The organism is Pseudomonas sp. BNK-15 (assembly GCF_047456105.1).
Taxonomy (GTDB): Bacteria; Pseudomonadota; Gammaproteobacteria; order Pseudomonadales; family Pseudomonadaceae; genus Aquipseudomonas; species Aquipseudomonas putida_E.
Genome location: NZ_CP179898.1, coordinates 1,581,157 through 1,607,080, shown reverse-complemented (window position 1 = coordinate 1,607,080; position 25,924 = coordinate 1,581,157). Strand labels below are relative to the sequence as shown.

At 62.9% G+C, this 25,924-nt stretch carries 20 protein-coding genes and 2 pseudogenes; 18 read left to right on the top strand and 4 right to left on the bottom strand.

The features are described from left to right. Nucleotides 1-48: 48 nt before the first annotated feature. The 6 genes from ACMGF5_RS07310 to ACMGF5_RS07285 all read left to right on the top strand — a co-directional run bounded on the left by ACMGF5_RS07310 (nucleotide 49) and on the right by ACMGF5_RS07285 (nucleotide 8,020). Nucleotides 49-579 (top strand): DUF5943 domain-containing protein, encoded by a 531-nt coding sequence (locus tag ACMGF5_RS07310; protein ID WP_012316656.1) that lies wholly within the window; start codon nucleotides 49-51, stop codon nucleotides 577-579. A 15-nt stretch (nucleotides 580-594) separates the two neighbouring features. Then, nucleotides 595-2,655 (top strand): dimethylglycine demethylation protein DgcA, encoded by a 2,061-nt coding sequence (dgcA, locus tag ACMGF5_RS07305; RefSeq protein WP_115273088.1) that lies wholly within the window; start codon nucleotides 595-597, stop codon nucleotides 2,653-2,655. A gap of 208 nt (nucleotides 2,656-2,863) precedes the next feature. After that, nucleotides 2,864-4,816, top strand: a complete 1,953-nt coding sequence (gene dgcB, locus ACMGF5_RS07300) for a dimethylglycine demethylation protein DgcB (protein ID WP_414157676.1) — start codon at nucleotides 2,864-2,866, stop codon at nucleotides 4,814-4,816. Next, nucleotides 4,816-6,048 carry an electron transfer flavoprotein subunit alpha/FixB family protein gene (locus ACMGF5_RS07295; protein ID WP_125925146.1) on the top strand — a complete coding sequence of 411 codons (1,233 nt, stop codon included), beginning with the start codon at nucleotides 4,816-4,818 and terminating at the stop codon, nucleotides 6,046-6,048. Before dgcB ends, ACMGF5_RS07295 begins: the two co-directional genes overlap by 1 nt. 10 nt (nucleotides 6,049-6,058) lie before the next feature. Continuing rightward, nucleotides 6,059-6,829, top strand: a complete 771-nt coding sequence (locus ACMGF5_RS07290) for an electron transfer flavoprotein subunit beta (RefSeq protein ID WP_204919116.1) — start codon at nucleotides 6,059-6,061, stop codon at nucleotides 6,827-6,829. 393 nt (nucleotides 6,830-7,222) lie between these two features. Beyond that, nucleotides 7,223-8,020, top strand: coding sequence for an RHS repeat-associated core domain-containing protein (locus ACMGF5_RS07285; RefSeq protein WP_231386158.1), 798 nt, complete (start codon nucleotides 7,223-7,225; stop codon nucleotides 8,018-8,020). A gap of 51 nt (nucleotides 8,021-8,071) precedes the next feature. On the opposite strand, the gene gbcA is transcribed toward ACMGF5_RS07285, so the two are convergent. After that, entirely contained in the window at nucleotides 8,072-9,364 is a 1,293-nt protein-coding gene (gene gbcA, locus ACMGF5_RS07280) for a glycine-betaine demethylase subunit GbcA (RefSeq protein ID WP_012316650.1), read from the bottom strand. Between the two features lie 296 nt (nucleotides 9,365-9,660). Between gbcA and gbcB the strand changes: the two genes are divergently transcribed. Further along, on the top strand, nucleotides 9,661-10,761 hold the full coding sequence (gene gbcB / locus ACMGF5_RS07275) for a glycine-betaine demethylase subunit GbcB (RefSeq protein WP_046787600.1): 1,101 nt from the start codon (nucleotides 9,661-9,663) through the stop codon (nucleotides 10,759-10,761). Between the two features lie 151 nt (nucleotides 10,762-10,912). On the opposite strand, the gene ACMGF5_RS07270 is transcribed toward gbcB, so the two are convergent. Next, nucleotides 10,913-11,776 carry a methyl-accepting chemotaxis protein gene (locus tag ACMGF5_RS07270; RefSeq protein ID WP_414157848.1) on the bottom strand — a complete coding sequence of 288 codons (864 nt, stop codon included), beginning with the start codon at nucleotides 11,774-11,776 and terminating at the stop codon, nucleotides 10,913-10,915. Then, nucleotides 11,768-12,523: pseudogene (locus ACMGF5_RS07265) on the bottom strand (MCP four helix bundle domain-containing protein); the annotation flags it as partial. The gene ACMGF5_RS07270 and the pseudogene ACMGF5_RS07265, both read right to left, overlap by 9 nt. A gap of 291 nt (nucleotides 12,524-12,814) precedes the next feature. Here ACMGF5_RS07265 and ACMGF5_RS07260 point away from each other — a divergent pair. The 4 genes and pseudogenes from ACMGF5_RS07260 (at nucleotide 12,815) to ACMGF5_RS07245 (ending at nucleotide 15,417) form a co-directional block, all read left to right on the top strand. Next, complete coding sequence (locus ACMGF5_RS07260; RefSeq protein ID WP_039604122.1) at nucleotides 12,815-13,045, top strand: hypothetical protein; 231 nt, start codon at nucleotides 12,815-12,817, stop codon at nucleotides 13,043-13,045. Then, nucleotides 13,042-13,344 carry a cell division protein ZapA gene (locus tag ACMGF5_RS07255; protein WP_012316646.1) on the top strand — a complete coding sequence of 101 codons (303 nt, stop codon included), beginning with the start codon at nucleotides 13,042-13,044 and terminating at the stop codon, nucleotides 13,342-13,344. The genes ACMGF5_RS07260 and ACMGF5_RS07255 overlap by 4 nt, the downstream gene beginning before the upstream one ends. Before the next feature lie 135 nt (nucleotides 13,345-13,479). Next, nucleotides 13,480-14,553 (top strand): annotated as a pseudogene (locus tag ACMGF5_RS07250) (cache domain-containing protein); the annotation flags it as partial. A gap of 126 nt (nucleotides 14,554-14,679) precedes the next feature. After that, complete coding sequence (locus tag ACMGF5_RS07245) at nucleotides 14,680-15,417, top strand: methyl-accepting chemotaxis protein (RefSeq protein WP_410003546.1); 738 nt, start codon at nucleotides 14,680-14,682, stop codon at nucleotides 15,415-15,417. A gap of 106 nt (nucleotides 15,418-15,523) precedes the next feature. Here ACMGF5_RS07245 and ACMGF5_RS07240 read toward each other — a convergent pair whose 3' ends face one another. Next, the gene (locus ACMGF5_RS07240; RefSeq protein ID WP_046787511.1) at nucleotides 15,524-16,564 is read right to left on the bottom strand and encodes a low specificity L-threonine aldolase; all 1,041 of its coding nucleotides are present in this window, start codon (nucleotides 16,562-16,564) and stop codon (nucleotides 15,524-15,526) included. A gap of 324 nt (nucleotides 16,565-16,888) precedes the next feature. On the opposite strand from ACMGF5_RS07240, the gene ACMGF5_RS07235 reads away from it, so the two are divergent. From ACMGF5_RS07235 to fdhA, 7 genes are all read left to right on the top strand, one after another. Then, nucleotides 16,889-18,142 (top strand): serine hydroxymethyltransferase, encoded by a 1,254-nt coding sequence (locus tag ACMGF5_RS07235; protein WP_046787512.1) that lies wholly within the window; start codon nucleotides 16,889-16,891, stop codon nucleotides 18,140-18,142. A gap of 15 nt (nucleotides 18,143-18,157) precedes the next feature. Next, nucleotides 18,158-19,408 (top strand): sarcosine oxidase subunit beta family protein, encoded by a 1,251-nt coding sequence (locus ACMGF5_RS07230; protein WP_012316642.1) that lies wholly within the window; start codon nucleotides 18,158-18,160, stop codon nucleotides 19,406-19,408. Between the two features lie 14 nt (nucleotides 19,409-19,422). Beyond that, nucleotides 19,423-19,758 (top strand): sarcosine oxidase subunit delta, encoded by a 336-nt coding sequence (locus ACMGF5_RS07225; protein WP_012316641.1) that lies wholly within the window; start codon nucleotides 19,423-19,425, stop codon nucleotides 19,756-19,758. Continuing rightward, nucleotides 19,755-22,772, top strand: a complete 3,018-nt coding sequence (locus ACMGF5_RS07220) for a sarcosine oxidase subunit alpha (RefSeq protein WP_119687904.1) — start codon at nucleotides 19,755-19,757, stop codon at nucleotides 22,770-22,772. The genes ACMGF5_RS07225 and ACMGF5_RS07220 overlap by 4 nt, the downstream gene beginning before the upstream one ends. Before the next feature lie 159 nt (nucleotides 22,773-22,931). Then, complete coding sequence (locus ACMGF5_RS07215; RefSeq protein ID WP_046787515.1) at nucleotides 22,932-23,564, top strand: sarcosine oxidase subunit gamma; 633 nt, start codon at nucleotides 22,932-22,934, stop codon at nucleotides 23,562-23,564. Nucleotides 23,565-23,574: 10 nt separating this feature from the next. Beyond that, entirely contained in the window at nucleotides 23,575-24,432 is an 858-nt protein-coding gene (gene purU / locus ACMGF5_RS07210; protein WP_414157675.1) for a formyltetrahydrofolate deformylase, read from the top strand. Nucleotides 24,433-24,695: 263 nt separating this feature from the next. Next, a complete protein-coding gene (gene fdhA, locus ACMGF5_RS07205; RefSeq protein WP_008095899.1) occupies nucleotides 24,696-25,895 on the top strand; it encodes a formaldehyde dehydrogenase, glutathione-independent in 1,200 nt (399 codons plus the stop codon). Nucleotides 25,896-25,924 lie beyond the last annotated feature (29 nt).

The following is a 25,924-nucleotide window of genomic DNA, read 5'->3' as shown; positions in this document are numbered from 1 at the left end:
AGCAACGTCGGGGCAGCCAAAAACAAATTTTTATGGAGTTGAGTTTCCATGGCCAAGATCGCCCCGCAATTGCCAATCGAAGTCGACAGCGAAACCGGTGTCTGGACCAGCGACGCCTTGCCGATGCTGTATGTACCGCGCCATTTCTTCGTCAACAACCACATGGGCATCGAGGAAGTGCTGGGCGCCGACGCCTATGCCGAGATCCTCTACAAGGCAGGCTACAAGTCGGCCTGGCACTGGTGCGAGAAGGAAGCCGAGTGCCATGGCCTGGAAGGCGTGGCGGTGTTCGAGCACTACATGAAGCGCCTGTCCCAGCGTGGCTGGGGCCTGTTCGAGATCCAGGACATCGACCTGGACAAAGGCACCTGCAGCGTCAAGCTCAAGCACTCGGCGTTCGTGTACGTGTATGGCAAGTGCGGCCGCAAGGTCGACTACATGTTCACCGGCTGGTTCGCCGGCGCAATGGACCAGATTCTCGCTGCCCGTGGCAGCTCGATCCGCACCGTGGCCGAGCAGGTCTATGGCGGGTCGGAAGAAGGCCACGAAGATGGCCTGTTCGTTACAAAGCCGTTGTAAGCCGGAGATAGCGTCATGGCATTCGAAGCAATGTTCCAGCCGATCCAGATCGGCAAACTGACCATCCGCAACCGCGTGCTCAGCACCGCGCACGCCGAGGTCTACGCCACTGACGGCGGCATGACCACCGACCGCTATGTGAAGTACTACGAAGAGAAGGCCAAGGGTGGCATCGGCCTGGCGATCTGCGGCGGCTCGTCCGTGGTGGCCATCGACAGCCCGCAGGAATGGTGGTCGTCGGTCAACCTGTCGACCGACCGCATCATCCCGCACTTCCAGAACCTGGCCGACGCCATGCACAAGCATGGCGCCAAGATCATGATCCAGATTACTCACATGGGCCGCCGCTCGCGCTGGGACGGTTTCAACTGGCCGACCCTGATGTCGCCTTCCGGCATCCGTGAACCCGTGCACCGCGCCACCTGCAAGACCATCGAGGTGGAGGAGATCTGGCGGGTGATCGGCAATTACGCGCAGGCTGCGCGGCGCGCAAAAGAGGGCGGCCTGGACGGTGTCGAGCTTTCGGCTGTGCACCAGCACATGATCGACCAGTTCTGGAGCCCGCGGGTCAACAAACGTACTGACGAGTGGGGCGGCACCTTCGAAGGCCGCATGAAGTTCGGCATGGAAGTGCTCAAGGCGGTGCGCGCCGAAGTCGGCGACGACTTCTGCGTGGGCATGCGTATCTGTGGTGACGAGTTCCACCCCGATGGCCTCAGCCACGAGGACATGAAGCAGATCGCCGCCTACTACGATGCTACCGGCATGATCGACTTCATCGGCGTGGTCGGCTCGGGTTGCGATACCCACAACACCCTGGCCAACGTCATTCCCAACATGAGCTACCCGCCAGAGCCGTTCCTGCACCTGGCAGCCGGCATCAAGGAAGTGGTCAAGGTCCCGGTGCTGCACGCGCAGAACATCAAAGACCCGAACCAGGCCACGCGTATCCTCGAAGGCGGCTACGTGGACATGGTCGGCATGACCCGTGCGCACATCGCCGACCCGCACCTGATCGCCAAGATCAAGATGGGCCAGATCGACCAGATCAAGCAGTGTGTCGGTGCCAACTATTGCATCGACCGCCAGTACCAGGGCCTTGATGTGCTGTGCATCCAGAACGCCGCGACCTCCCGTGAATACATGGGCGTGCCGCACATCATCGAGAAGACCACCGGCGTCAAGCGCAAGGTGGTGGTGGTCGGTGCTGGCCCTGCCGGCATGGAAGCGGCGCGCGTTGCTGCCGAACGCGGCCACGACGTGACCCTGTTCGAGAAGAAGGACCAGATCGGCGGGCAGATCACCATCGCCGCCAAGGCGCCGCAGCGTGACCAGATTGCCGGTATCACCCGCTGGTACCAGCTGGAGCTGGCACGCCTGAAGGTCGACCTGCGCCTGGGTACTGCCGCTGACGTGGCGACCATTGAAGACCTGCGCCCGGACGTCATCGTGCTGGCAGTAGGCGGGCACTCGTTCCTGGAACAGAACGAGCACTGGGGCGCTGCCGAAGGCTTGGTGGTCAGCAGCTGGGACGTGCTCGACGGCAAGGTCGCGCCGGGCAAGAACGTGCTGGTGTACGACACCATCTGCGAATTCACCGGCATGTCGGTAGCCGACTTCATCGCCGACAAGGGCAGCCAGGTCGAAATCGTCACCGACGACATCAAGCCGGGCGTTGCCATGGGCGGTACCAGCTTCCCGACCTATTACCGCAGCATGTACCCCAAAGAAGTGATCATGACCGGCGACATGATGCTGGAAAAGGTCTACCGCGAAGGCGAGAAGCTGGTGGCGGTGCTGGAGAACGAATACACCGGCGCCAAGGAAGAGCGCGTGGTCGACCAGGTGGTGGTCGAGAACGGTGTGCGCCCTGACGAAGCGCTGTACTACGCGCTCAAGGAAGGCTCGCGCAACAAGGGCCAGATCGACGTGGAGGCGCTGTTCGCCATCAAGCCACAGCCGATCCTCAGCCAGCCGGGCGAAGGCTACCTGCTGTACCGCATCGGCGACTGCGTGGCCCAGCGCAACGTACATGCGGCGATCTACGACGCCTTGCGCCTGTGCAAGGACTTCTGATCGCACCGCCTCTCTAGGGGCGGGACCGGCCCCCCGTGTAGGAGCGGCCTTGTGTCGCGAAAGGGTCGCGAAGCGGCCCCAAGATCTTCACAGCACTATAGATTTTGGGGCCGCTTCGCGACCCTTTCGCGACACAAGGCCGCTCCTACATGGGGTCCGCGCTGGCCTTCGGGGCAGCGCAAGAATCCAGCTGTTGTGGGAGCCCCCCATGTTGAACACCCTGTTACCCATCCTGCTGTTCGCTGCCCTTGGCCTGGCGGTGCTCGGCGCCCTGCGCCGGGTGCGCATGTGGCGGCGTGGCCGAGCCTCCCACGTCGACCTGATCGGCGGCCTGCTGGCCATGCCGCGGCGCTACCTGGTGGACCTGCACCACGTGGTCGAGCGCGACAAGTACATGTCCAAGACCCACGTGGCCACTGCGGGCGGCTTTGTACTGTCGGCGGTGCTGGCAATCCTGGTGCACGGCTTCGGCCTGCAGAGCAAGATCCTTGGCTACGCCTTGCTGGTGGCGACTGTAATCATGTTCACCGGTGCCATCTTCGTCTTCAAGCGCCGGCTCAACCCGCCATCGCGCCTGTCCAAAGGCCCATGGATGCGCCTGCCGAAAAGCCTGCTGGTGTTCGCCGCAAGCTTCTTCATCGCCACCTTGCCGGTGGCCGGCATCCTGCCCGCCAACACCGGCGGCTGGGTGATGGTCGCGGTACTTGGCCTGGGCGTGCTGTGGGGCGTGTCGGAGCTGTTCTTCGGCATGACCTGGGGCGGCCCGATGAAACATGCCTTCGCCGGGGCCCTGCACCTGGCCTGGCACCGCCGCGCCGAACGCTTCGGCGGTGGCCGTTCAACCGGCCTGAAACCGCTGGACCTGGAAGACCCGAACGCCCCGCTGGGGGTGGAAAAGCCGGTGGACTTCACCTGGAACCAGCTGTTGGGCTTCGACGCCTGCGTGCAGTGCGGCAAATGTGAGGCGGTGTGCCCGGCGTTCGCTGCGGGCCAGCCGCTGAACCCGAAAAAACTCATTCAGGACATGGTCATCGGCCTGGCCGGTGGCACCGATGCCAAGTTCGCCGGCAGCCCGTACCCTGGCAAGCCGATCGGCGAACACGGCGGTAATCCACACCAACCGATCGTCAACGGCCTGGTCGACGCCGAAACACTGTGGTCGTGCACCACCTGCCGTGCCTGCGTCGAGGAATGCCCGATGATGATCGAGCATGTCGATGCCATCGTCGACATGCGCCGCCACCTCACCCTAGAAAAGGGCGCGACCCCGAACAAGGGCGCCGAGGTGCTGGATAACCTGATCGCGACCGACAACCCGGGCGGCTTTGCTCCAGGCGGGCGGATGAACTGGGCCGCTGACCTTAACCTGAACCTGCTGTCTGACGTGAAAAACACCGAAGTGCTGTTCTGGGTCGGTGACGGCGCGTTCGACATGCGCAACCAGCGCACCCTGCGGTCGTTCGTCAAAGTACTCAAGGCCTCGGGCGTGGACTTCGCCGTGCTCGGCCTGGAAGAGCGTGACAGCGGCGATGTGGCGCGCCGCCTGGGTGACGAAGCGACCTTCCAGCAGTTGGCCAAACGCAATATCCAGACCCTGGCCAAGTACAAGTTCCAGCGCATCGTCACTTGCGACCCGCACAGCTTCCATGTGCTGAAGAACGAATACGGCGCGTTGGGCGGCGACTACCAGGTGCAGCACCACAGCACCTACATCGCCGAACTGATCGCAGCCAGCAAGCTCAACCTCGGGCAGCACAAGGGCGGCAGCGTCACCTATCACGACCCGTGCTACCTGGGCCGCTACAACGGCGAATACGAGGCCCCGCGGCAAGTGTTGAAGGCGCTGGGCATCGAAGTGCGCGAAATGCAGCGCTCGGGGTTCCGTTCCCGCTGCTGCGGCGGTGGCGGAGGTGCGCCGATCACCGACATCCCGGGCAAGCAACGTATCCCCGACATGCGCATGGATGACATTCGCCAGACCCAGGCCGAGCTGGTGGCGGTGGGATGCCCGCAGTGCACTGCGATGCTCGAAGGGGTGGTCGAACCGCGCCCACAGATCAAGGACCTCGCCGAGTTGGTAGCCGATGTGCTGATCGAAGAGGAAACGCCCGCGGCCCCAAAGTCGCCAACGGTAGAACGTGAACCTGCGGAGGTGCACTGATGAGCGACATCATCCGCCGCGACCCACGCGCCGAGTGGATCGCCCGTAACCGCCTGCATCCGCTGCATGCGGCGCTGCAGACGCAACAAACCCGCTGGCTGGGGCCCAATGGCCTGATGCGCAAGAACCCGCATGCCATTGCCGCCGGTTTCATCGGCCCCAATGGCCTCAAGCGCATCGACCGTAGCGGTGCTCAACAGGGCACCGCTGGCGGCGGGCGGCGTAGCGCGGCGGCCGAAGTGCAATTGCCGCTGCATCAGGTGCCAGCGCCTGCGTTCTACATCGCCGTGGTGCCCGACATGGTGGGCGGCCGCCTCAGTAGCCATGACCGTGACCTGCTCGGCCTCGCCCACAGCCTGGCCGGCAGTGACGGCGCGGTATTGGCCGTGGTGTTTGGTGAGCACAAGGAAAGCAAGTTTTCCACAGCGGGTGTCGACCGCTTGCTGGTCATCGACGGCGAACAGTTCGAAGGTTATGCACCGGAGCAACGGGTGCAGGGCCTGCGCGCTGTGGATAACCAGTTCACGCCACGCCATTGGTTGTTGCCCGATAGCCGCACCGGCGGTGGCGAACTGGGCCGGCGCTGGGCTGCGGCCTTGGGCGAACGCCCGGCAACGCGCGTCTGGCAGGTCAAGGACGGCCAGTGCATCGGCCGTGCTGGTGCGGGTCAGCAGGACCTGCAACGCGCGGTGCCGCGCCTGATCCTGGGCGCCGCCGAATGCGCCGAACCGGTCAGCGAAACCCGGCACGAAGCATTGCCGGTGGAGTTGTCCACAGGCGTGGTGCGCAGCCTGCCACGCATCGAGGACCTTGGTTCGGTGGCCGTCGACCCGGCGACCATCGCCATGGCCGAGGCCGAATTCATCGTCTCGGGGGGCAACGGCGTCAAGGATTGGGACCTCTACCACCAGGCGACTGCTGCCCTGGGGGCAACCGAGGGTGCTTCGCGGGTGGCGGTGGACGATGGCTTCATGCCGCGTAACCGCCAGGTGGGCGCAACCGGCACCTGGGTTACCGCACGGGTCTATGTGGCTGTGGGTATCTCTGGTGCGATCCAGCACCTGCAAGGCATCGGTGCCTGCGACAAAGTGGTGGCGATCAACATGGACCCGGGCTGCGACATGATCAAACGGGCCGACCTGTCGGTGATTGGCGACAGCTCGGCGATTCTGAAGGCTTTGATCGAGGCTGTGGACAACTTCCGCAGCGGCGGCCAGCGCGACGCAGCATAGGGGCATGAGCATGAGTACTAAAGTCATCAGCCTGGTTTCCGTCGGTGCCCACCCGAGCTCCGGCCGCGCCCGCCGCGCCGAGCAGGATGCCCGTGCGGTGGAGCTGGGCTTGCAGCTGGCTGGGGATAACTTGCAGGTGGTGCATGCTGGCGACCCGCATGAAGAGGCATTGCGTGCTTACCTGGGCATGGGCCTGGACCACCTCGATGTGCTAGAGCAGCCCGCAGGAGCCGATGTGCTGAACGTGCTTGGGGATTACCTGCGTGATGCCGGTGCGCAGCTTGTGCTAACGGGTAGCCAGGCTGAAACCGGCGAGGGTTCGGGCATGTTGCCGTTCCTGCTGGCCGAGAAACTGGGTTGGCCGCTGATAGTCGGCCTGGCCGAAGTGGAATCGATCGACAACGGCACCGCTCAGGTCCTGCAGGCGCTGCCCCGTGGGCAGCGGCGCAGGCTGAAGGTACGTCTTCCGTTGCTGGCAACTGTGGATAACGCGGCGGCCAAACCGCGGCAGAGCGCGTTCGGTCCGGCCCGGCGCGGTGTGTTGGCGGCGCGCAATGTCGCCATCGTCGAGGATGAACTGCTGGGCGAAGCGCAGTTGCAACCAGCCCGCCCAAGGCCCAAGCGCCTGAAGGTGATCAAGGCCAAAAGCGGCGCCGACCGGATGAAGGCCGCGACGGCCAAGGCCAGTGGTGGTGGCGGTAAGGTCTTGAAAGACGTTTCTCCACAAGAGGGCGCCGAGGCGATTCTCAAGTTGCTGGTGGAGGAGGGCGTATTGCGCTGAGGTTACCCACGGAATCTGTTCGCCAAGGTGTGGATAAAGTGTTTGTCAAACGCTGCAAGCCAGCAAGGACGCCGTCTTGAAGGATATGATCAAATAATCGCCAATTACTGCAAACCTGGGTCTAAACACCACGGCCCCTAAGGTTTTGCTCTGTTATCCACAGCAGTTATCAATATCCCTATGACTTGCCCACAATGTCTGTTAGTCAACCTGTGGGCAAGTTGTTTGGTAAGTGCTACAGCCATTGCTTTCAAAGGCTTGCAGGGTTTTGATCAAAAAATGATCTGACGAGGCTGAGCTTCGCTCCGGTCCAGCTGTAACTGTCATTTCTGCCAGTTAACGTTCCATACAGCCCTTGTTAACGTTAGGGCACAAATGGTCTGGAGCGTTGCCATGGGCACGACCACACTGCTGGCAACTGATCTCCAGCGCACCGTGCTGCGCAGCGGGCATACCCTGTATCGACGCTATACCCCCTATGGCGGGTTCAGGCCGGATGATGGCGCTTGGTTGGGGTTTTCAGACGCCCACCTTGATCACGCCAGTGGCTGCTACCTGCTGGGTAACGGGCACCGTGCCTTTAGCCCGGCACTGATGCGCTTTGGTTCGCCTGACCGACTCAGCCCATTCGCTCGGGGTGGGCTAAATGCTTACGCTTATTGCCTTGGGGACCCGATCAACCATCGCGATCCGACGGGGCAGGAGGCCGCAGACTATCTGTTTCCCATCCTGAGCATCCTTTCCAACCTTGCGGGTGCGTTCACCAGTGGTCTACGGCTGCGATCGATGTGGCGAACCCGCCATATGCATCAAGCAACGGGATCCTATCCTGCCAGCCGTGGTGGCGTTATGACCTATGGCACCGTGGAAAGTCATACATCACCGCCGTCATCGGTCGATTGGGCGCTCACAGGGATAAGTGGTGTCAGTGCCGTTGCAGGCATTACCCTGGGCATCAGCCGAACCGTGGAGCCAGGAGAAGACTGGCAGACATGGGCGTTGGCGACCCTGACCGTCATATCGCTGGGCACATCGGTCAAAGAGGTGTGGGCGTTGGCCCAGGCCAGGTCGTGGGAGCGTTATCCCATCACCCCTGTGCGGATCGAACCCAACCGGGCAGGTTCAGCAAGCCCGAGGTCTTCGGCTCCGAGGTTAAGTCTCGAGCCTGCAAACGCCATAAGGCAATCGTAGAGCGGGGCTTGAGCCAGTGGCGGGCGCCACTGGCCGAAGGTGGACGGCTACTTACTGAGCCTGCACTTCCTTGAGGTACGCAGCCGGCTCTGCACCAAGGTTTTCCAGCACGCGCTGGCTGTACCAATCGATGAAGTTCACCACACCAAACTCATAGGTCTTCGAGTACGGCCCTGGCTGGTAAGCCGTGGAGTTGATGCCCCGCTGGTTCTCTTCCGCCAAACGGCGGTCCTGGTCATTGGTGGCATCCCACACCTTGCGCATACGTTCAGGGTCGTAATCGACACCTTCGACGGCATCCTTGTGCACCAGCCACTTGGTGGTGACCATGGTCTCCTGGGCGCTGATCGGCCACACGGTGAAGACGATCATGTGGTCGCCCATGCAGTGGTTCCACGAGTGCGGCAGGTGCAGGATGCGCATCGAGCCCAGGTCCGGGTTCTTGATACGGCCCATCAGCTTCTGGCAGGCCTGCTTGCCGTCCATGGTCATCGATACGGTGCCCTTTAGCAGCGGCATGCGCACGATGCGGTTACGCAGGCCATGGCTCTTGTGCAGGTACGGGATCTTCTCGGCTTCCCAGGCGGCGGCGGAGGCGGCCACGTGGTCCTTGAATTCCTGGCTGGCGCGCGGGTCGTTGGTGTCGTCCCACTCCAGCAGGGTTTGCAGCAGCTCCGGGTGTGAGCCGGAGCAGTGGTAGCACTCGCGGTTGTTTTCCAGCACCAGCTTCCAGTTGGCCTTTTCCATCAAGGTGGTTTGCACTGCCACCTTGGTGTTCTCCATGTCATACGGTTCCATGTAGTGGTCCAGGGTGGCCAGGAACTCGTCGATAGCAGGTGGGTTTTCCGCCAGGCTGATGAAGATGTAGCCACCGGCGACCTTTACGTTCACAGGTTTCAGGCCGTATTCCTTCATGTCGAAGTCGGCGCCCATTTCAGTACCTGCGAACAGCAGGCGGCCGTCCAGTTCATACGTCCACTGGTGGTAATGGCAGACCAGCTTCGCCACTTTGCCTTTCTCGCTGACGCACAGGCGCGAGCCGCGATGGCGGCAGACGTTGTGGAAGGCATGCACCTTACCTTCGCTACCGCGCACCACGATGATCGGGTTCTTGCCGATCTGCAGGGTGATGTAGTTGCCCTTGGCCGGGATTTCGCACGTCATGCCGGCAATCAGCCATTCCTTGTGGAAGATCTCCTGCATGTCGATCTGGAACAGACGCTCGTCGGTGTAGAACGGCTGGGGCAGCGAGTAGGTGCGCTCGCGGGTCTGCAGCATCTCGGCGGTGGCCTTGCGTGCAGGTTCCAGTGGATCGCCCAGGCTCAGGGTTGCGGTGACGTCCATCGTGTAATCCTCGGGGCCGTATGCGGCCGGCAAAAGGTGGCTAATCGTTGTTGTGGTGCCGCAAGAGCATCTGTCAAAAAACAGCAGGTTCTTTTGCCGTGGAGTGTGCGTCCGAAGACGCCGCGAACCGTATCCATGGGCGACATGGCCGATTTGAATTACGACGCCCCAGCCCTTGTAGCACGGGGCTGGTCGCGATAAGCACGCCGATGTCGCAGGCAGGAATGTGCGGCGCCTTCAGCTTGCGCATTATCGCAGCCATGAAAAGGGCCAATTGTCGGCCGCTGGAGATGAACATGTCCGATACTTTCCTCAATCCGGTCACCACCCAGACCTGGGCCAATGGCCGCCACATCGTGCGCTGCGTCAAGGTCATCCAGGAGACCTGGGACGTGCGCACCTTCTGCTTCATGGCCGACCAGCCGATCATGTTCTTCTTCAAGCCTGGGCAGTTCGTCACCCTGGAGCTGGAGATCGAAGGCAAGCCGGTGATGCGTTCCTATACCATCTCCAGTTCGCCGTCGGTGCCCTACAGCTTCTCGATCACGGTCAAGCGGGTGCCAGGCGGGCATGTGTCCAACTACCTGCACGACACCATGCACGAGGGCTTTGAAGTGCCGGTGCATGGCCCTGTGGGGCTGTTCAACGCCATCGACTTCCCGGCGGGCAAGGTGCTGTACCTCTCCGGCGGTGTCGGTATCACGCCGGTGATGTCCATGGCGCGCTGGTTCTACGACACCAACGCCAATGTCGACATGGTCTTCGTGCACAGCGCCCGCTCGCCCAAAGACATCATCTACCACCGCGAACTGGAGCAGATGGCGTCACGCATCCCCAACTTCAGCCTGCACATCATTTGCGAGAAGCACGGCCTGGGTGAGCCTTGGGCGGGTTATCGCGGCTATCTGAACCAGCGGCTGATGGAGTTGATCGCGCCTGACTACATGGAGCGCACGGTGTTCTGCTGCGGCCCGACGCCATACATGACCGCGGTCAAGCGCATGCTCGAGGCTGTCGGCTTTGACATGAAGAACTACCACGAGGAGTCGTTCGGCGCGACGCCGGCAGAGGCCAAGGCCGATGCCGTGGAGCATGCCGAGCAGGCGGCCGATGCGCCGGAAGTGGACGTGTCCGAGCTCAACCTGGTGGAGTTCATCGGCAGCGACAAGAGCATCCGGGTTGCCCCGGGCGAGACCGTGCATGCGGCGGCGGCCAAGGTTGGGCTGATGATTCCCAAAGCCTGCGGCATGGGCATTTGCGGGACGTGCAAGGTGCTCAAGCTGGGCGGGGAAGTGGAGATGGAGCACAACGGCGGGATTACCGAAGAAGACGAGGCCGAGGGCTACATTCTGTCTTGCTGCAGCGTACCGAAAGGGGATGTGCGGATCGATTACTGATCCGGAAACTGCTGGGGCTGCCTTGCAGCCCAATCGCCGGCAAGCCGGCTCCCACAAGGTTCGGCAGCGCTGCTGTCAATGGCACAGCTGGCACAGATCTTTGTGGGAGCCGGCTTGCCGGCGATTGGGCCGCAAAGCGGCCCCGGCGATTTCAGGTACGAAAACGTGCCACCAGCCCATTCAAATCCACAGCCAGGCGCGACAGCTCTGCACTCGCTGCGCTGGTCTGGTGCGCGCCGGTTGCGCTCTGCACCGACAGGTCATTGATATTCACCAGGTTGCGGTCCACTTCGCGCGCCACTTGGGCCTGTTCTTCCGCCGCGCTGGCGATTACCAGGTTGCGTTCATTGATCTGCGCCACTGCCCCGGCAATGGTGTCCAGCGCCATGCCGGCACCCTTGGCGATGTTCAGCGTCGACTCGGCGCGTTCGGTGCTGGTGCGCATCGATTCGACCGCCTGTTCGGTGCCGCCTTGGATGCTGCCGATCATCCGTTCGATTTCGCTGGTCGACTGCTGGGTGCGGTGGGCCAGTGCGCGCACCTCGTCTGCCACCACGGCAAAGCCACGGCCTGCTTCACCCGCGCGGGCTGCCTCGATCGCGGCGTTGAGCGCCAGCAGGTTGGTCTGGTCGGCCAAGCCACGGATGACATCCAGTACCTTGCCGATGTCGCGCGACTGTTCGGCCAGGTGGGTGATCAGTTTGGCGGTAGCCTGCACATCACCGCTCATCCGCTCGATGGCACCCACGGTTTCCAGCACCAGGTCACGGCCGTCGCCGGTCGAGCGGCTGGCTTCGCTGGAGGCTTCTGAGGTGCTTACCGCGTTACGTGCCACTTCCTCGACGGCGCTGGTCATTTCGGTCACCGCCGTGGCGGCCTGCTCGATTTCGTTGTTCTGCTGTTGCAGGCCACGCGCGCTCTCGTCGGTAACGGCGTTCAGCTCTTCTGCGGCCGACGCCAGCTGGGTAGCGGAGCCAGCAATCAGCTGCAGGGTGTCGCGCAATTTTTCCTGCATGCGCGCCATCGCGCGCAGCAGGCGCGCGGCCTCATCGGTGCCTTCGGCGCGGATGGTATGGGTCAGGTCACCGTCGGCAATCTGCTCGGCGGCTTTGAGGGCTTCGTCGATGGGCTTGACGATGCTGCGGGTTAGCAGCAACGCGCAGAGGAAGGTCAGCACGGCTGCGGCAATCAGCAGGCCGATCACCAACGCGAAGGCCGCGGCATACTGATTGGCAGCGGTTTCGTTGGTTGCGCGCGTCTGTTCTGTGTTGATGCGCACCAAGGTGTTCATGACTTTGTTGATCTGCTCGGAGTTGGCCAACAGGTCGCGGTTGAGCAGGCCACGCAGTTCGTCGGTGCGGTTGGCCTGGCTCATGCTGCGCATGCGTGCTTCCAGTTGGCGGTACTGGTTGAGCAGTTCGGTGTACTGGTCGAAGGCGGCCTGTTCGTCAGCCGCGCTGATCAGTGGCAGGTAGGCCTGGCGAGCACGGTCGATCTCGGCGTTGCGCTGGTCCAGCAGGTTGAAGGTGTCGCGCTGGACTTCCGGCTCGCGGTTGAGCAGCAAGCGGTAGGAGAGGGTGCGCAGGCGCAGGTTGAGCGAGGTCAGTTCGTCCAGGGTCTTGATACTGGGCACGCTGATGTTTTCGATGGCAAGGCCCGCCTGGCGGATGTTGCCCATCTGCATGAGCGAGAAGACACCAAGGCCGAGCATGAGCAAGCCGATCAGGGCGAACCCGAGCAAGGCGCGCGGGGCGATATTCATGTTGCGTAGGGACATGGAAGGAGGAATCCAGACAGAGAAGTGGACGCGTTCCATGCGACGAAATATGACTTGCCTGGCTATCGGTCGTGACCGGCCAGTCTTGAGCGTGAACGGCGAAAGTTCTGAGCCAGCTATCCATTTACCTGACCGGCGGTTGACCCAGGTCGGAACAAGGGGCCCGATACCCTGTCAATCTGCGGGTTAGAAACCTTGAGAATCCGATATTTAATGGCGATGGCTCACACTTTTCTTTATCGTGTGCGCCCTTTGCAACAACCCGAGATAGACCCCATGCTGGAAGCCTCCCTGAATCAACTCGAGCAACTGGTCAGCGACCTGATGCAGAAAAACGCTCAACTCACCGAGCAGAACACCACCCTTGGCCAGGAACTGGCCCAGGCCAAGGAAGAGAACGAAACCCTGCAACTGTCGTTGATGGAGCAGGAAGAGAAGCAAGGCGCCACCGCCGCGCGCATCCAGGCGTTGGTTGAGCGCGCCAGTGCAGGTGTCGTCGGCGCATGAGACTGCAAGCGCAGCCGGTCAATGTCGTGTCGATCCTCGGCAACGACTATTCGATCAAGGCGCCCGAAGGCCAGGAAGAAACCCTGGCGCAGGCGGTACGCATGCTCAACACCGCCCTTGCCGAAACCAAACGTTCGTACCCGACCCTGATCGGCGACAAGCTGCTGGTGCTGGCCGCCCTGAATCTGTGTTCCAAGCAGGTTGAACTGCAGAAGGAACATCAGCAGACCCTGGAGCGTACCCAGGCGCAGATCGACGCCACGGTGGACGCGATCGTTCGGACCATCGCCGAACAGTAAGAGCCACCTTGAACGCTGTGGGGACGGGCTTGCCTGCCCCACCGCGTCTTCATCCTTGTTGCAGATCACTGGTACAACTGGATACCTGAGTGTATACACTTTCCCCCAAACAAAAATTCCTGGGGAGGAAGGGGCATGGGTATCTGGCGTCGAAGTATCCAGTGGCAGTTGATCGCGAGCATGGGCGCGGCCCTGCTGGCGAGCATCCTGGTGGTCGTGATCATTTTCACCGTGGCGCTCAACCGCCTCACCGATCGCTACCTGGTGGACACGGCGCTGCCGGCCAGCATCGAAGCCATCCGCAACGATATCGAGCGAATGCTTGGCCAGCCGCTGGTGGCCGCAGCCGACATTGCCGGCAACACGCTGCTGCGTGATTGGCTGGCAGATGGTGAAGACGCTGGCGAACTGCCGCGCTTTGTCGAATACCTGCAGGCCGCCAAGCAGCGCAACCAAGCCTTCACCACACTCTTCGCCTCGACCGAGACCGGCCACTACTACAACGAGAATGGCCTGGACCGCACCCTCAGCCGCGACAACCCCAAAGACAAGTGGTTTTACGGCTACATCGACAGCGGCGCCGAGCGCCTGATCAATATCGACATCGATGGTGCCACAGGCGAGCTGGCGCTGTTCATCGACTACCGCGTGGAAAAGGACGGCAAGCTGGTCGGTGTGGCCGGCATGGGCCTGCGCATGACCGAGCTGTCGAAACTGATCCACGACTTCAGCTTTGGCGAGCACGGCAAGGTGTTTCTGGTACGCAACGATGGCTTGATCCAGGTGCATCCGGACAATGCCTTCAGCGGCAAGCGACAGCTCGCGCAGCAGCTTGATGAAAAGGCCGCCAAGGCGGTGATCAGTGGTGAGCCGGGTTTGCGCACCAGCCGTTTCCAGCGTGATGGCGAAGACTATCTGGCCTTGGGCTTGCCCTTGCGCGACCTGAACTGGACCTTGGTTGCCGAGGTGCCGGAGGCAGAGATCTATGCGCAGATGCGTCAGGCGCTGTGGCTTACCACGTTGATCGGTGGGGGTGTGGCGCTGCTCTCGTTGTTGCTGGTGGTGCTGCTGGCGCGGGGGCTGGTGCGGCCTATTCGCCGTGTGACCGCCGCATTGGTGCAGATTGGCAGCGGTGCCGGTGACCTCAGCCATCGCCTGGACGATTCGCGGCAGGACGAACTGGGCGATCTGGCACGCGGCTTCAACCGTTTTCTCGACAGCCAGCGCGGGCTGATCGGCGAGGTGCTGCGCACCACCGAGCGCTTGCATCGGGCGGTCGAACAGGTGACTCAGGTAGTGGACAACACGGCCGAACGTTCCGGGCGGCAGCAGGAAATGACCGAAATGGTTGCCACCGCCGTGCACGAAATGGGGCTGACCGTGCAGGACATTGCGCGCAACGCCGGCGATGCTGCGCAGGCTTCGCAGTCAGCGCGGGACGAAGCCTTGCAGGCGCGTGAAGTGGTGCGACGGTCGATCCAGGGTATTGAGGGCATGTCAGGTGACATCGGCAAGGCTGCGGATGCGGTGGCGCAATTGGCCGACGAAGTCGCCTCTATCGATGAAGTCTTGGCGGTGATCCGCAGCATTTCCGAGCAGACCAACCTGCTGGCGCTCAACGCTGCCATCGAGGCGGCGCGGGCAGGGGAGATGGGGCGTGGCTTTGCCGTGGTGGCAGATGAGGTGCGGACGCTGGCACGCCGTACCCAGGTGTCGACGGATGAAGTCCAGCAGATGATCCAGCGCCTCAAGCACGGGGCGGGTTCGGCGGTAACGTCGATGCAGGCGGGGCAGCAGGCGACGGGCAGTGGCGTGGAGTCGAGCCAGCGAACCGGCGCCTCGTTGGGGGCGATTACCGACCAGGTCGAGCACATCAGCGACATGAACCATCAGGTGGCCACGGCGACGGAAGAGCAGTCGGCGGTGACCGAGGAGATCAACCGGACGGTGCAGGGGATTTCTGACCTGGCCAGGGAAACGGCGGCGGAAGTGCAGGGGTGTCGCGAGGAGTGCCAGGCGTTGCGTGGGCTGGCCGATGATCTTGCGCGGCAGATGGGCGGGTTCAAACTTTAGATCGCTGGGGCCGCTTTGCGGCCCATTCGCGACACAAGGCCGCTCCTACAGACGATTGGAGCGGCCTTGCGTCGCGAAAGGAGGGCAAAGCCCTCCCGGCAAGCTGTCAGGCGCCGATGATGTTGCGGATATCCGCCGCCAACTCGCGCACGCGTGCCTCTTCGGTATCCCATGAGCACATGAACCGCGCCCCGCCACTGCCAATGAAGGTGTAGAACCGCCAGCCCTTGCCACGCAGTGCTTCCAGCGCCGGCTCCGGCATCTGCAGGAACACCCCGTTGGCCTCCACCGGGAACATCAGCTCCACCCCCGGCAGGTCACTCACCAACGACGCCAGCAACTGCGCGCAATGGTTGGCGTGGTTGCCATGGCGCAGCCAGGCGCCGTCTTCCAGCAGCCCGACCCAGGGCGCCGACAAAAAGCGCATCTTCGAGGCCAGTTGCCCGGCCTGCTTGCAGCGGTAGTCGAAGTCTTCGGCCAGGTCGCGGTTGAAGAACAGGATCGCTTCACCCACCGCCATGCCGTTCTTGGTGCCGCCAAAGCACAGCACATCCACGCCCGCCTTCCAGGTCAGCTCGGCCGGGCTGCAGCCTAGGAATGCGCAGGCATTGGTGAACCGCGCGCCGTCCATGTGCAGGTTCAGGCCCAGCTCCTTGCAGGTGGCGCTGATCGCCTTGAGCTCATCGGGGCGGTACACGGTGCCCACTTCGGTGGCCTGGGTGAGGGTCACCACACGCGGCTTGGGGTAGTGGATGTCCTGGCGCTTGAGCGCCACTTCACGGATCGATTGCGGCGTCAGCTTGCCGTTGACGCTAGGCGCGGTGAGCAGCTTGGAGCCGTTGGAGAAAAACTCCGGCGCGCCGCATTCGTCGGTCTCGACGTGGGCGGTCTCGGAGCAGATCACGCTGTGGTAGCTCTGGCACAGCGAGGCCAGGGCCAGCGAATTGGCGGCGGTGCCGTTGAAGGCGAAAAACACTTCGCAGTCGGTTTCGAACAGCTCGCGGAAGTACTGGGCGGCACGCTCGGTCCACTGGTCGTCGCCGTAGGCGCGGTCGTGGCCCATGTTGGCCTTTTCCATCGCTGCCCAGGCTTCGGGGCAGATACCGGAATAATTGTCGCTGGCGAATTGTTGGCTTTTATCTGTCATGACACGGTCCTGTGAACAACGCAGAACAGCACTCTAAACCATCGATTCAGCGGTTGCCTATGTAGGAGCGGCCTTGCGTCGCGAACGGGTCGCGATGCGACCCCAGCCATTGCTTAAGCGCTGCTGAAGCTTGGGGCCGCTGCGCGACCCGTTCGCGACGCAAGGCCGCTCCTACAGGGATTTGAGCAACCGACGGGTGAATGTCGTAAACGCGCCATTGCAAGGCGTGCGCAGGCATCTGACCCACCCCGGCCAGTCATACCATCGCCATAAAGGGCCACAGTGCCTTACAGACAAGAAACGATCGCTGCCGGGAGAACCACGATGTTCAGCAAGCAAGACCAGATCCAGGGTTACGACGACGCACTGCTGGCGGCGATGAATGCCGAAGAACAGCGCCAGGAAGATCACATCGAGCTGATCGCCTCGGAGAACTACACCAGCAAGCGCGTCATGCAGGCCCAAGGCAGCGGCCTGACCAACAAGTACGCCGAAGGCTACCCGGGCAAGCGCTACTACGGTGGCTGCGAGCACGTAGACAAGGTCGAGGCGCTGGCCATCGAGCGCGCCAAGCAGCTGTTCGGCGCCGACTACGCCAACGTTCAGCCACACTCCGGCTCTTCGGCCAACAGCGCCGTGTACCTGGCTCTGCTGCAGGCCGGTGACACCATCCTGGGCATGAGCCTGGCCCACGGCGGCCACCTGACCCACGGCGCCAAAGTGTCGTCCTCGGGCAAGCTCTACAACGCCGTGCAGTACGGCATCAACACCGACACTGGCCTGATCGACTACGACGAAGTCGAGCGCCTGGCCGTCGAGCACAAGCCGAAGATGATCGTTGCCGGCTTCTCGGCCTATTCCAAGACCCTCGACTTCCCGCGTTTTCGCGCCATCGCCGACAAGGTCGGTGCGCTGCTGTTCGTCGACATGGCCCACGTTGCCGGCCTGGTTGCCGCTGGCCTGTACCCGAACCCGATCCCGTTCGCCGACGTGGTGACCACCACCACCCACAAGACCCTGCGCGGCCCACGTGGCGGCCTGATCCTGGCCAAGTCGAACGAAGAGATCGAGAAAAAGCTCAACGCCGCAGTATTCCCCGGCGCCCAGGGCGGCCCGCTGATGCACGTCATCGCCGCCAAGGCTGTGTGCTTCAAGGAAGCTCAGGAGCCTGAGTTCAAGAGCTACCAGAAGCAGGTCATCGACAACGCCCAGGCCATGGCCCAGGTGTTCATCGACCGCGGCTACGACGTGGTCTCCGGCGGTACCGACAACCACCTGTTCCTGGTCAGCCTGATCCGCCAGGGCCTGACCGGCAAAGATGCCGACGCTGCCCTGGGCCGCGCGCACATCACCGTCAACAAGAACGCCGTGCCGAACGACCCGCAGTCGCCGTTCGTCACTTCCGGCCTGCGCATCGGCACCCCGGCTGTCACCACCCGCGGCTTCAAGGTCGCCCAGTGTGTGGCCCTGGCCGGCTGGATCTGCGACATCCTCGACAACCTCGGTGACGCTGACGTCGAAGCCGATGTGGCGAAGAACGTTGCGGCCCTGTGCGCCGACTTCCCTGTTTACCGCTGAGTGGAGTAAACGACCATGCAACGCTACTCGGGCTTCGGCCTCTTCAAACACTCCCTCAGCCACCACGAGAACTGGCAGCGCATGTGGCGCACGCCGACCCCTAAAAAGGTCTACGACGTGGTCATCGTCGGCGGTGGCGGCCATGGCCTGGCCACGGCCTACTACCTGGCCAAGGAACACGGCATCACCAATGTCGCGGTGGTCGAGAAAGGTTACCTGGGCGGCGGCAACACCGCCCGTAACACCACCATCGTGCGTTCCAACTACCTGTGGGACGAGTCGGCGCAGCTGTACGAGCACGCCATGAAGCTGTGGGAGGGCCTGTCCCAGGACATCAACTACAACGTGATGTTCTCCCAGCGCGGCGTCTACAACCTGTGCCACACCCTGCAGGACATTCGTGACTCCGAGCGCCGCGTCAGCGCCAACCGCCTCAACGGCGTCGATGGCGAACTGCTCAACACTGCCCAGGTCGCGGCCGAGATCCCGTACCTGGACTGCTCGAAGAACACCCGTTACCCGATCCTCGGCGCTACCGTTCAGCGCCGTGGTGGCGTCGCCCGTCACGACGCCGTGGCCTGGGGTTACGCCCGTGCCGCCGACGCCCTGGGCGTGGACCTGATCCAGCAGACCGAAGTGATCGGTTTCCGTAAGGAAAACGGTGCAGTGATCGGTGTGGAAACCAACAAAGGTTTCATCGGCGCCAAGCGCGTCGGCGTGGTCACTGCCGGTAACTCCGGGCACATGGCCAGGCTGGCCGGCTTCCGCCTGCCGCTGGAATCGCACCCGCTGCAAGCACTGGTGTCCGAGCCGATCAAGCCGATCATCGACAGCGTGATCATGTCCAACGCCGTGCACGGCTACATCAGCCAGTCCGACAAGGGCGACCTGGTGATCGGCGCCGGTATCGACGGTTGGGTCGGTTACGGCCAGCGCGGTTCGTACCCGGTTATCGAGCACACCCTGCAGGCCATCGTCGAGATGTTCCCCAACCTCTCGCGCGTGCGTATGAACCGCCAGTGGGGCGGCATCGTCGACACCTCGCCGGACGCCTGCCCGATCATTTCCAAGACCCCGGTCAAGAACATGTTCTTCAACTGCGGCTGGGGCACCGGCGGCTTCAAGGCGACCCCGGGCTCGGGCAACGTCTTTGCCGCAAGCCTGGCCAAAGGCGAGATGCACCCGCTGGCTGCGCCGTTCTCCATGGACCGTTTCTACAACGGCGCACTGATCGACGAACACGGCGCCGCCGCCGTCGCCCACTAACCGGAGACACCGTCATGTTGCATATTTTTTGTCCCCACTGCGGCGAGCTGCGCTCCGAAGAAGAGTTCCACGCCTCTGGCCAGGCGCACATCGCCCGCCCGCTGGACCCCAACGCCTGCTCCGACGAAGAGTGGGGCACCTACATGTTCTTCCGCGACAACCCGCGCGGTATTCACCATGAACTGTGGGACCACGTTGCCGGCTGCCGTCAGTACTTCAACGTCACCCGCGACACCGTGACCTACGAAATTCTGGAAACCTACAAGATCGGCGAGAAGCCGCAGGTGACCGCAGGCGGCAAGCAAAGCAGCGCACCGTCGACCGTCAAAGGCCAAGGGGAAAAAGTATGAGCCAGACCTATCGCCTCGCCAGCGGCGGCCGTATCGACCGCAGCAAGGTCCTGAACTTCACCTTCAACGGCAAGACCTACCAGGGGTATGCCGGTGACAGCCTGGCCGCCGCGCTGCTGGCCAACGGCGTCGATATCGTGGGCCGCAGCTTCAAGTACTCGCGCCCACGCGGCATCATCGCCGCCGGTACCGAAGAGCCGAACGCCATCTTGCAGATCGGCTCCAGCGAAGCCACGCAGATCCCCAACGTGCGCGCCACCCAGCAGGCGCTGTACGCAGGCCTTGTCGCCACCAGCACCAACGGCTGGCCGAACGTCAACAACGACGTCATGGGCATCCTCGGCAAGGTCGGCGGCAGCATGATGCCGCCGGGCTTCTACTACAAAACCTTCATGTACCCGAAATCGTTCTGGATGACTTACGAGAAGTACATCCGTAAGGCGGCAGGCCTTGGCCGTGCGCCGCTGCAGAACGACCCGGACAGCTACGACTACATGAACCAGCACTGCGACGTGCTGATCGTCGGTGCCGGCCCTGCAGGCCTGGCCGCAGCCCTGGCCGCTGCGCGCAGCGGTGCCCGGGTGATCCTGGCCGACGAACAGGAAGAGTTCGGCGGCAGCCTGCTCGACAGCCGCGAGACCCTCGACGGCAAACCGGCCGCTGACTGGGTCAACGCCGTGGTCAAAGAGCTGGAAAGCCTGCCGGAAGTGACCCTGCTGCCACGCGCCACGGTCAACGGTTACCACGACCACAACTTCCTGACCATTCACGAGCGCCTTACCGACCACCTCGGTGACCGCGCCCCGATCGGCCAGGTTCGCCACCGTGTGCACCGTGTACGTGCCAAGCGCGTTGTACTGGCCGCCGGCGCCCACGAGCGCCCGCTGGTGTACGGCAACAACGACGTGCCGGGCAACATGCTGGCCGGTGCTGTCTCCACTTATGTGCGCCGCTACGGCGTGGCGCCGGGCCGCAAGCTGGTGCTGTCGACCAACAACGACCATGCCTACCGCGCTGCGCTGGACTGGCATGACGCTGGCCTGCAGGTCGTCGCCATCGCCGACGCCCGCCACAACCCCCGTGGTTCGCTGGTTGAGGAAGCCCGTGCCAAAGGCATCCGCATCCTCACTTCCAGCGCTGTGATCGAGGCCAAAGGCAGCAAGCATGTCACCGGTGCCCGCGTGGCGGCCATCGATGTGCAGGCACACAAGGTCACCAGCCCAGGCGAAACCCTAGAATGCGACCTGATCGCAACCTCCGGCGGCTACAGCCCGATCGTCCACCTGGCCTCGCACTTGGGCGGTCGCCCGGTATGGCGTGACGATATCCTTGGCTTCGTGCCCGGTGATGCGCCGCAGAAGCGCGTGTGCGTGGGTGGCATCAACGGCGTGTATGCACTGGGCGATGTGATTGCCGATGGTTTCGAAGGCGGCGTGCGCGCCGCCACCGAAGCCGGCTTCAAGGCTACCACCGGCACGCTGCCAAAGACCGTTGCACGCAAGGAAGAGGCCACCGTGGCGCTGTTCCAGGTGCCGCACGACAAGGGCAGCAAGGGGCCGAAGCAGTTCGTCGACCAGCAGAACGATGTGACCGCCGCCGGTATCGAACTGGCCACCCGCGAAGGCTTCGAGTCGGTCGAGCACGTCAAGCGCTATACCGCGCTGGGCTTCGGTACCGACCAAGGCAAACTGGGCAACATCAACGGCCTGGCCATCGCCGCCCGTTCGATCGGTATCACCATTCCGGAAATGGGCACCACCATGTTCCGCCCCAACTACACGCCGGTGACTTTCGGTGCGGTAGCGGGCCGTCACTGTGGCCACCTGTTCGAGCCCGTGCGCTTCACTGCCCTGCATGCCTGGCACGTGAAGAACGGCGCCGAGTTCGAAGACGTCGGACAATGGAAGCGCCCTTGGTACTTCCCCAAGGCCGGTGAAGACATCCACGCCGCCGTGGCCCGTGAGTGCAAGGCCGTGCGCGACAGCGTGGGCCTGCTCGACGCCTCGACCCTGGGCAAGATCGATATCCAGGGCCCGGATGCCCGCGAGTTTCTCAACCGCATCTACAGCAACGCCTGGACCAAGCTCGATGTGGGCAAGGCCCGTTATGGCCTGATGTGCAAAGAAGACGGCATGGTCTTCGACGACGGCGTGACCGCCTGTGTCGGCGACAACCACTTCTACATGACCACCACTACCGGCGGCGCCGCACGCGTGCTGCAGTGGCTGGAGCTGTACCACCAGACCGAATGGCCAGAGATGAAGGTGTATTTCACCTCGGTTACCGACCACTGGGCCACGCTGACCCTGTCCGGCCCCAACAGCCGCAAGCTGCTCAGCGAGCTGACCGACGACATCGACCTGGACAAGGACGCCTTCCCGTTCATGACCTGGAAGGAAGGCACTGTCGGTGGCGTACCTGCCCGTGTGTTCCGTATTTCGTTCACCGGTGAGCTGTCGTACGAAGTCAACGTGCAGGCCAACTACGCCATGGGCGTGCTGGAAAAAGTCATCGAAGCCGGCAAGAAGTACAACCTGACCCCGTACGGCACCGAAACCATGCACGTACTGCGTGCCGAGAAGGGCTTCATCATCGTTGGCCAGGACACCGACGGCTCGATGACCCCGGACGACCTCAACATGAGCTGGTGCGTGGGCCGCAACAAACCGTTCTCGTGGATCGGCCTGCGTGGCATGAACCGCGAGGACTGTGTGCGGGAAAACCGCAAGCAACTGGTGGGCCTCAAGCCTGTGGACCCGACCAAGTGGCTGCCCGAAGGCGCCCAGTTGGTGTTCGACCCCAAGCAGCCGATCCCGATGGACATGGTCGGCCACGTCACCTCCAGCTACGCGGCCAACTCCCTGGGTTATTCGTTTGCCATGGGTGTGGTCAAAGGCGGCCTGAAACGCATGGGCGAGCGCGTTTATTCGCCGCAAGCCGATGGCAGCGTGATCGAGGCAGAAATCGTGTCTTCGGTGTTCTTCGACCCGAAGGGTGAGCGGCAGAACGTTTGACTCCGGGCCCTGTGACGAGCCGGCTGGCCCAATCGCCGGCAAGCCGGCTCCCACAGGATCGATGCAGTTGTGAAGGTAGGTGCGGTCCCTGTGGGAACCGGCAAACACACCCTGCAAGCTGCGTCGTATCGACGACCAAGAATTCAAGGCAGGTAAGAAATGAGCGCTATCAACGTCTTCCAGCAAAACCCCGGCGCCGACGCCAAAGCTCAGTCGCCGCTGCACCACGCCGACCTGGCCAGCCTGGTTGGCAAGGGCCGCAAGAACGCAGGCGTAACCCTGCGTGAAAAGAAATTCCTCGGCCACCTGACCCTTCGTGGCAACGGCCACGACCCGGAGTTCGCCGCAGGCGTGCACAAGGCCCTTGGCCTGGAGCTGCCAGTGGCCCTGACCGTGGTCGCCAACAGCGACATGTCGCTGCAGTGGCTCGGCCCTGATGAGTGGCTGCTGATCGTCCCTGGCGGCCAGGAGTTCGCCGTCGAGCAAAAGCTGCGCGCGGCCCTTGAAGGCCAGCACATCCAGGTGGTCAACGTCAGCGGCGGGCAAAGCCTGCTGGAGCTGCGCGGCCCGCACGTGCGCGAAGTGCTGATGAAGTCCACCAGCTATGATGTTCACCCGAACAACTTCCCGGTCGGCAAGGCGGTGGGTACCGTGTTCGCCAAGTCGCAGCTGGTGATCCGCCGCACGGCCGAGGACACCTGGGAGCTGGTGATTCGCCGCAGCTTCGCCGATTACTGGTGGCTGTGGCTGCAGGACGCTTCTGCCGAATACGGCCTGAGCATCGAAGCCTAAGGAGAGCAACATGAGTCGGGCACCGGATACCTGGATTCTCACCGCCGACTGCCCGAGCATGCTCGGCACCGTCGACGTGGTGACGCGTTACCTCTTCGAGCAGCGCTGCTACGTCACCGAGCACCACTCCTTCGATGACCGGCAGTCGGGGCGCTTTTTCATTCGCGTCGAGTTCCGCCAGCCGGACGATTTTGACGAGGTCGGTTTCCGTGCCGGCCTCGCCGAGCGCGGTGATGCGTTCGGCATGGCGTTCGAGCTGACCGCACCCAATCACCGCCCCAAGGTGGTGATCATGGTGTCCAAGGCTGACCACTGCCTGAACGATTTGCTCTATCGCCAGCGTATCGGGCAGTTGGGCATGGACGTGGTCGCGGTGGTGTCCAACCACCCCGATCTCGAGCCATTGGCGCATTGGCACAAGATCCCGTATTACCACTTCGCCCTCGACCCCAAGGACAAGCCTGCGCAAGAGCGCAAGGTGCTGCAGGTGATCGAAGAAAGTGGTGCAGAGCTGGTGATTCTTGCCCGGTACATGCAGGTGCTGTCGCCTGAGCTGTGCCGTCGCCTGGATGGCTGGGCGATCAACATTCATCACTCGTTGCTGCCTGGGTTCAAGGGTGCCAAGCCGTATCACCAAGCGTACAACAAGGGTGTGAAGATGGTCGGCGCTACGGCGCACTACATCAACAACGACCTCGATGAAGGGCCGATCATCGCCCAGGGCGTTGAGGTGGTGGATCACAGCCATTACCCTGAGGACCTGATTGCCAAGGGGCGTGACATCGAATGCCTGACCCTGGCGCGGGCGGTCGGGTATCACATCGAGCGGCGGGTGTTTCTCAACGCCAACCGTACTGTCGTTCTCTGAACAATTCTGGGGCTGCTGCGCAGCCCTTTCGCGACACAAGGCCGCTCCTACAGGCGCCTGTAGGAGCGGCCTTGTGTCGCGAAAGGGCCGCAAAGCGGCCCCCGCTTTTGGCCTGCCGTAAAAAGGCATCCCCCTGTCGTTTTCAGTCAGTGCCTCGCGCTCCATCAAGCCCACAATTCCCTGCATTCCAGCAACACATGTCGCCCATGGACGGCGGCGCTTCAACCAACGCTGCATAAATACAAATCAAGCGAGGTAAGAGCATGTCTGGCAATCGTGGAGTGGTGTACCTGGGCGCTGGCAAGGTCGAGGTGCAGAAGATCGACTACCCGAAGATGCAGGACCCGCGCGGCAAGAAGATCGAGCACGGCGTCATCCTCAAGGTGGTCTCCACCAACATCTGTGGCTCCGACCAGCACATGGTCCGCGGCCGCACCACTGCCCAGGTCGGCCTGGTCCTGGGCCACGAAATCACCGGTGAAATCGTCGAGATGGGGCGTGACGTCGAACGCCTGAAAATCGGCGACCTGGTGTCGGTGCCGTTCAACGTCGCCTGCGGCCGCTGCCGCTCCTGCAAAGAGATGCACACCGGTGTCTGCCTCACCGTCAACCCGGCCCGTGCCGGCGGTGCCTACGGTTATGTCGACATGGGCGACTGGACCGGCGGCCAGGCTGAATACGTGCTGGTACCGTATGCCGACTTCAACCTGCTGAAACTGCCCGATCGCGACAAGGCCATGGAGAAGATCCGTGACCTGACCTGCCTGTCCGACATTCTGCCCACCGGCTATCACGGTGCCGTGACTGCTGGCGTAGGCCCAGGCAGCACCGTTTACGTCGCAGGTGCTGGCCCGGTCGGCCTGGCTGCCGCCGCCTCTGCCCGCCTGCTGGGCGCTGCCTGCGTCATCGTCGGCGACCTCAACCCATTGCGCCTGGCACACGCCAAGTCCCAGGGCTTCGAAGTGGTCGACCTGTCCAAGGACACCCCGCTGCACGAGCAGATCATCGATATCCTCGGTGAGCCTGAAGTGGATTGCGCCGTCGATGCCGTAGGCTTCGAAGCCCGTGGCCATGGTCATGAAGGCGCCAAGCACGAGGCCCCGGCTACCGTGCTGAACTCGCTGATGCAGGTGACCCGCGTTGCCGGCAACATCGGTATTCCTGGCCTGTACGTGACCGAAGACCCGGGCGCGGTGGATGCTGCCGCCAAGATCGGCGCGCTGAGCATCCGCTTTGGCCTGGGCTGGGCGAAGTCGCACAGCTTCCACACCGGCCAGACCCCGACCATGAAATACAACCGCCAATTGATGCAGGCGATCATGTGGGATCGCATCAATATCGCCGAGGTCGTAGGCGTGCAGGTGATCAGCCTGGATCAGGCGCCAGAAGGGTATGGCGAGTTCGATGCCGGGGTGCCGAAGAAGTTTGTGATTGATCCGCATAAGACGTTTAGTGCGGCTTGACTCTGATAAGGATGCCCTCTATTGAGGGC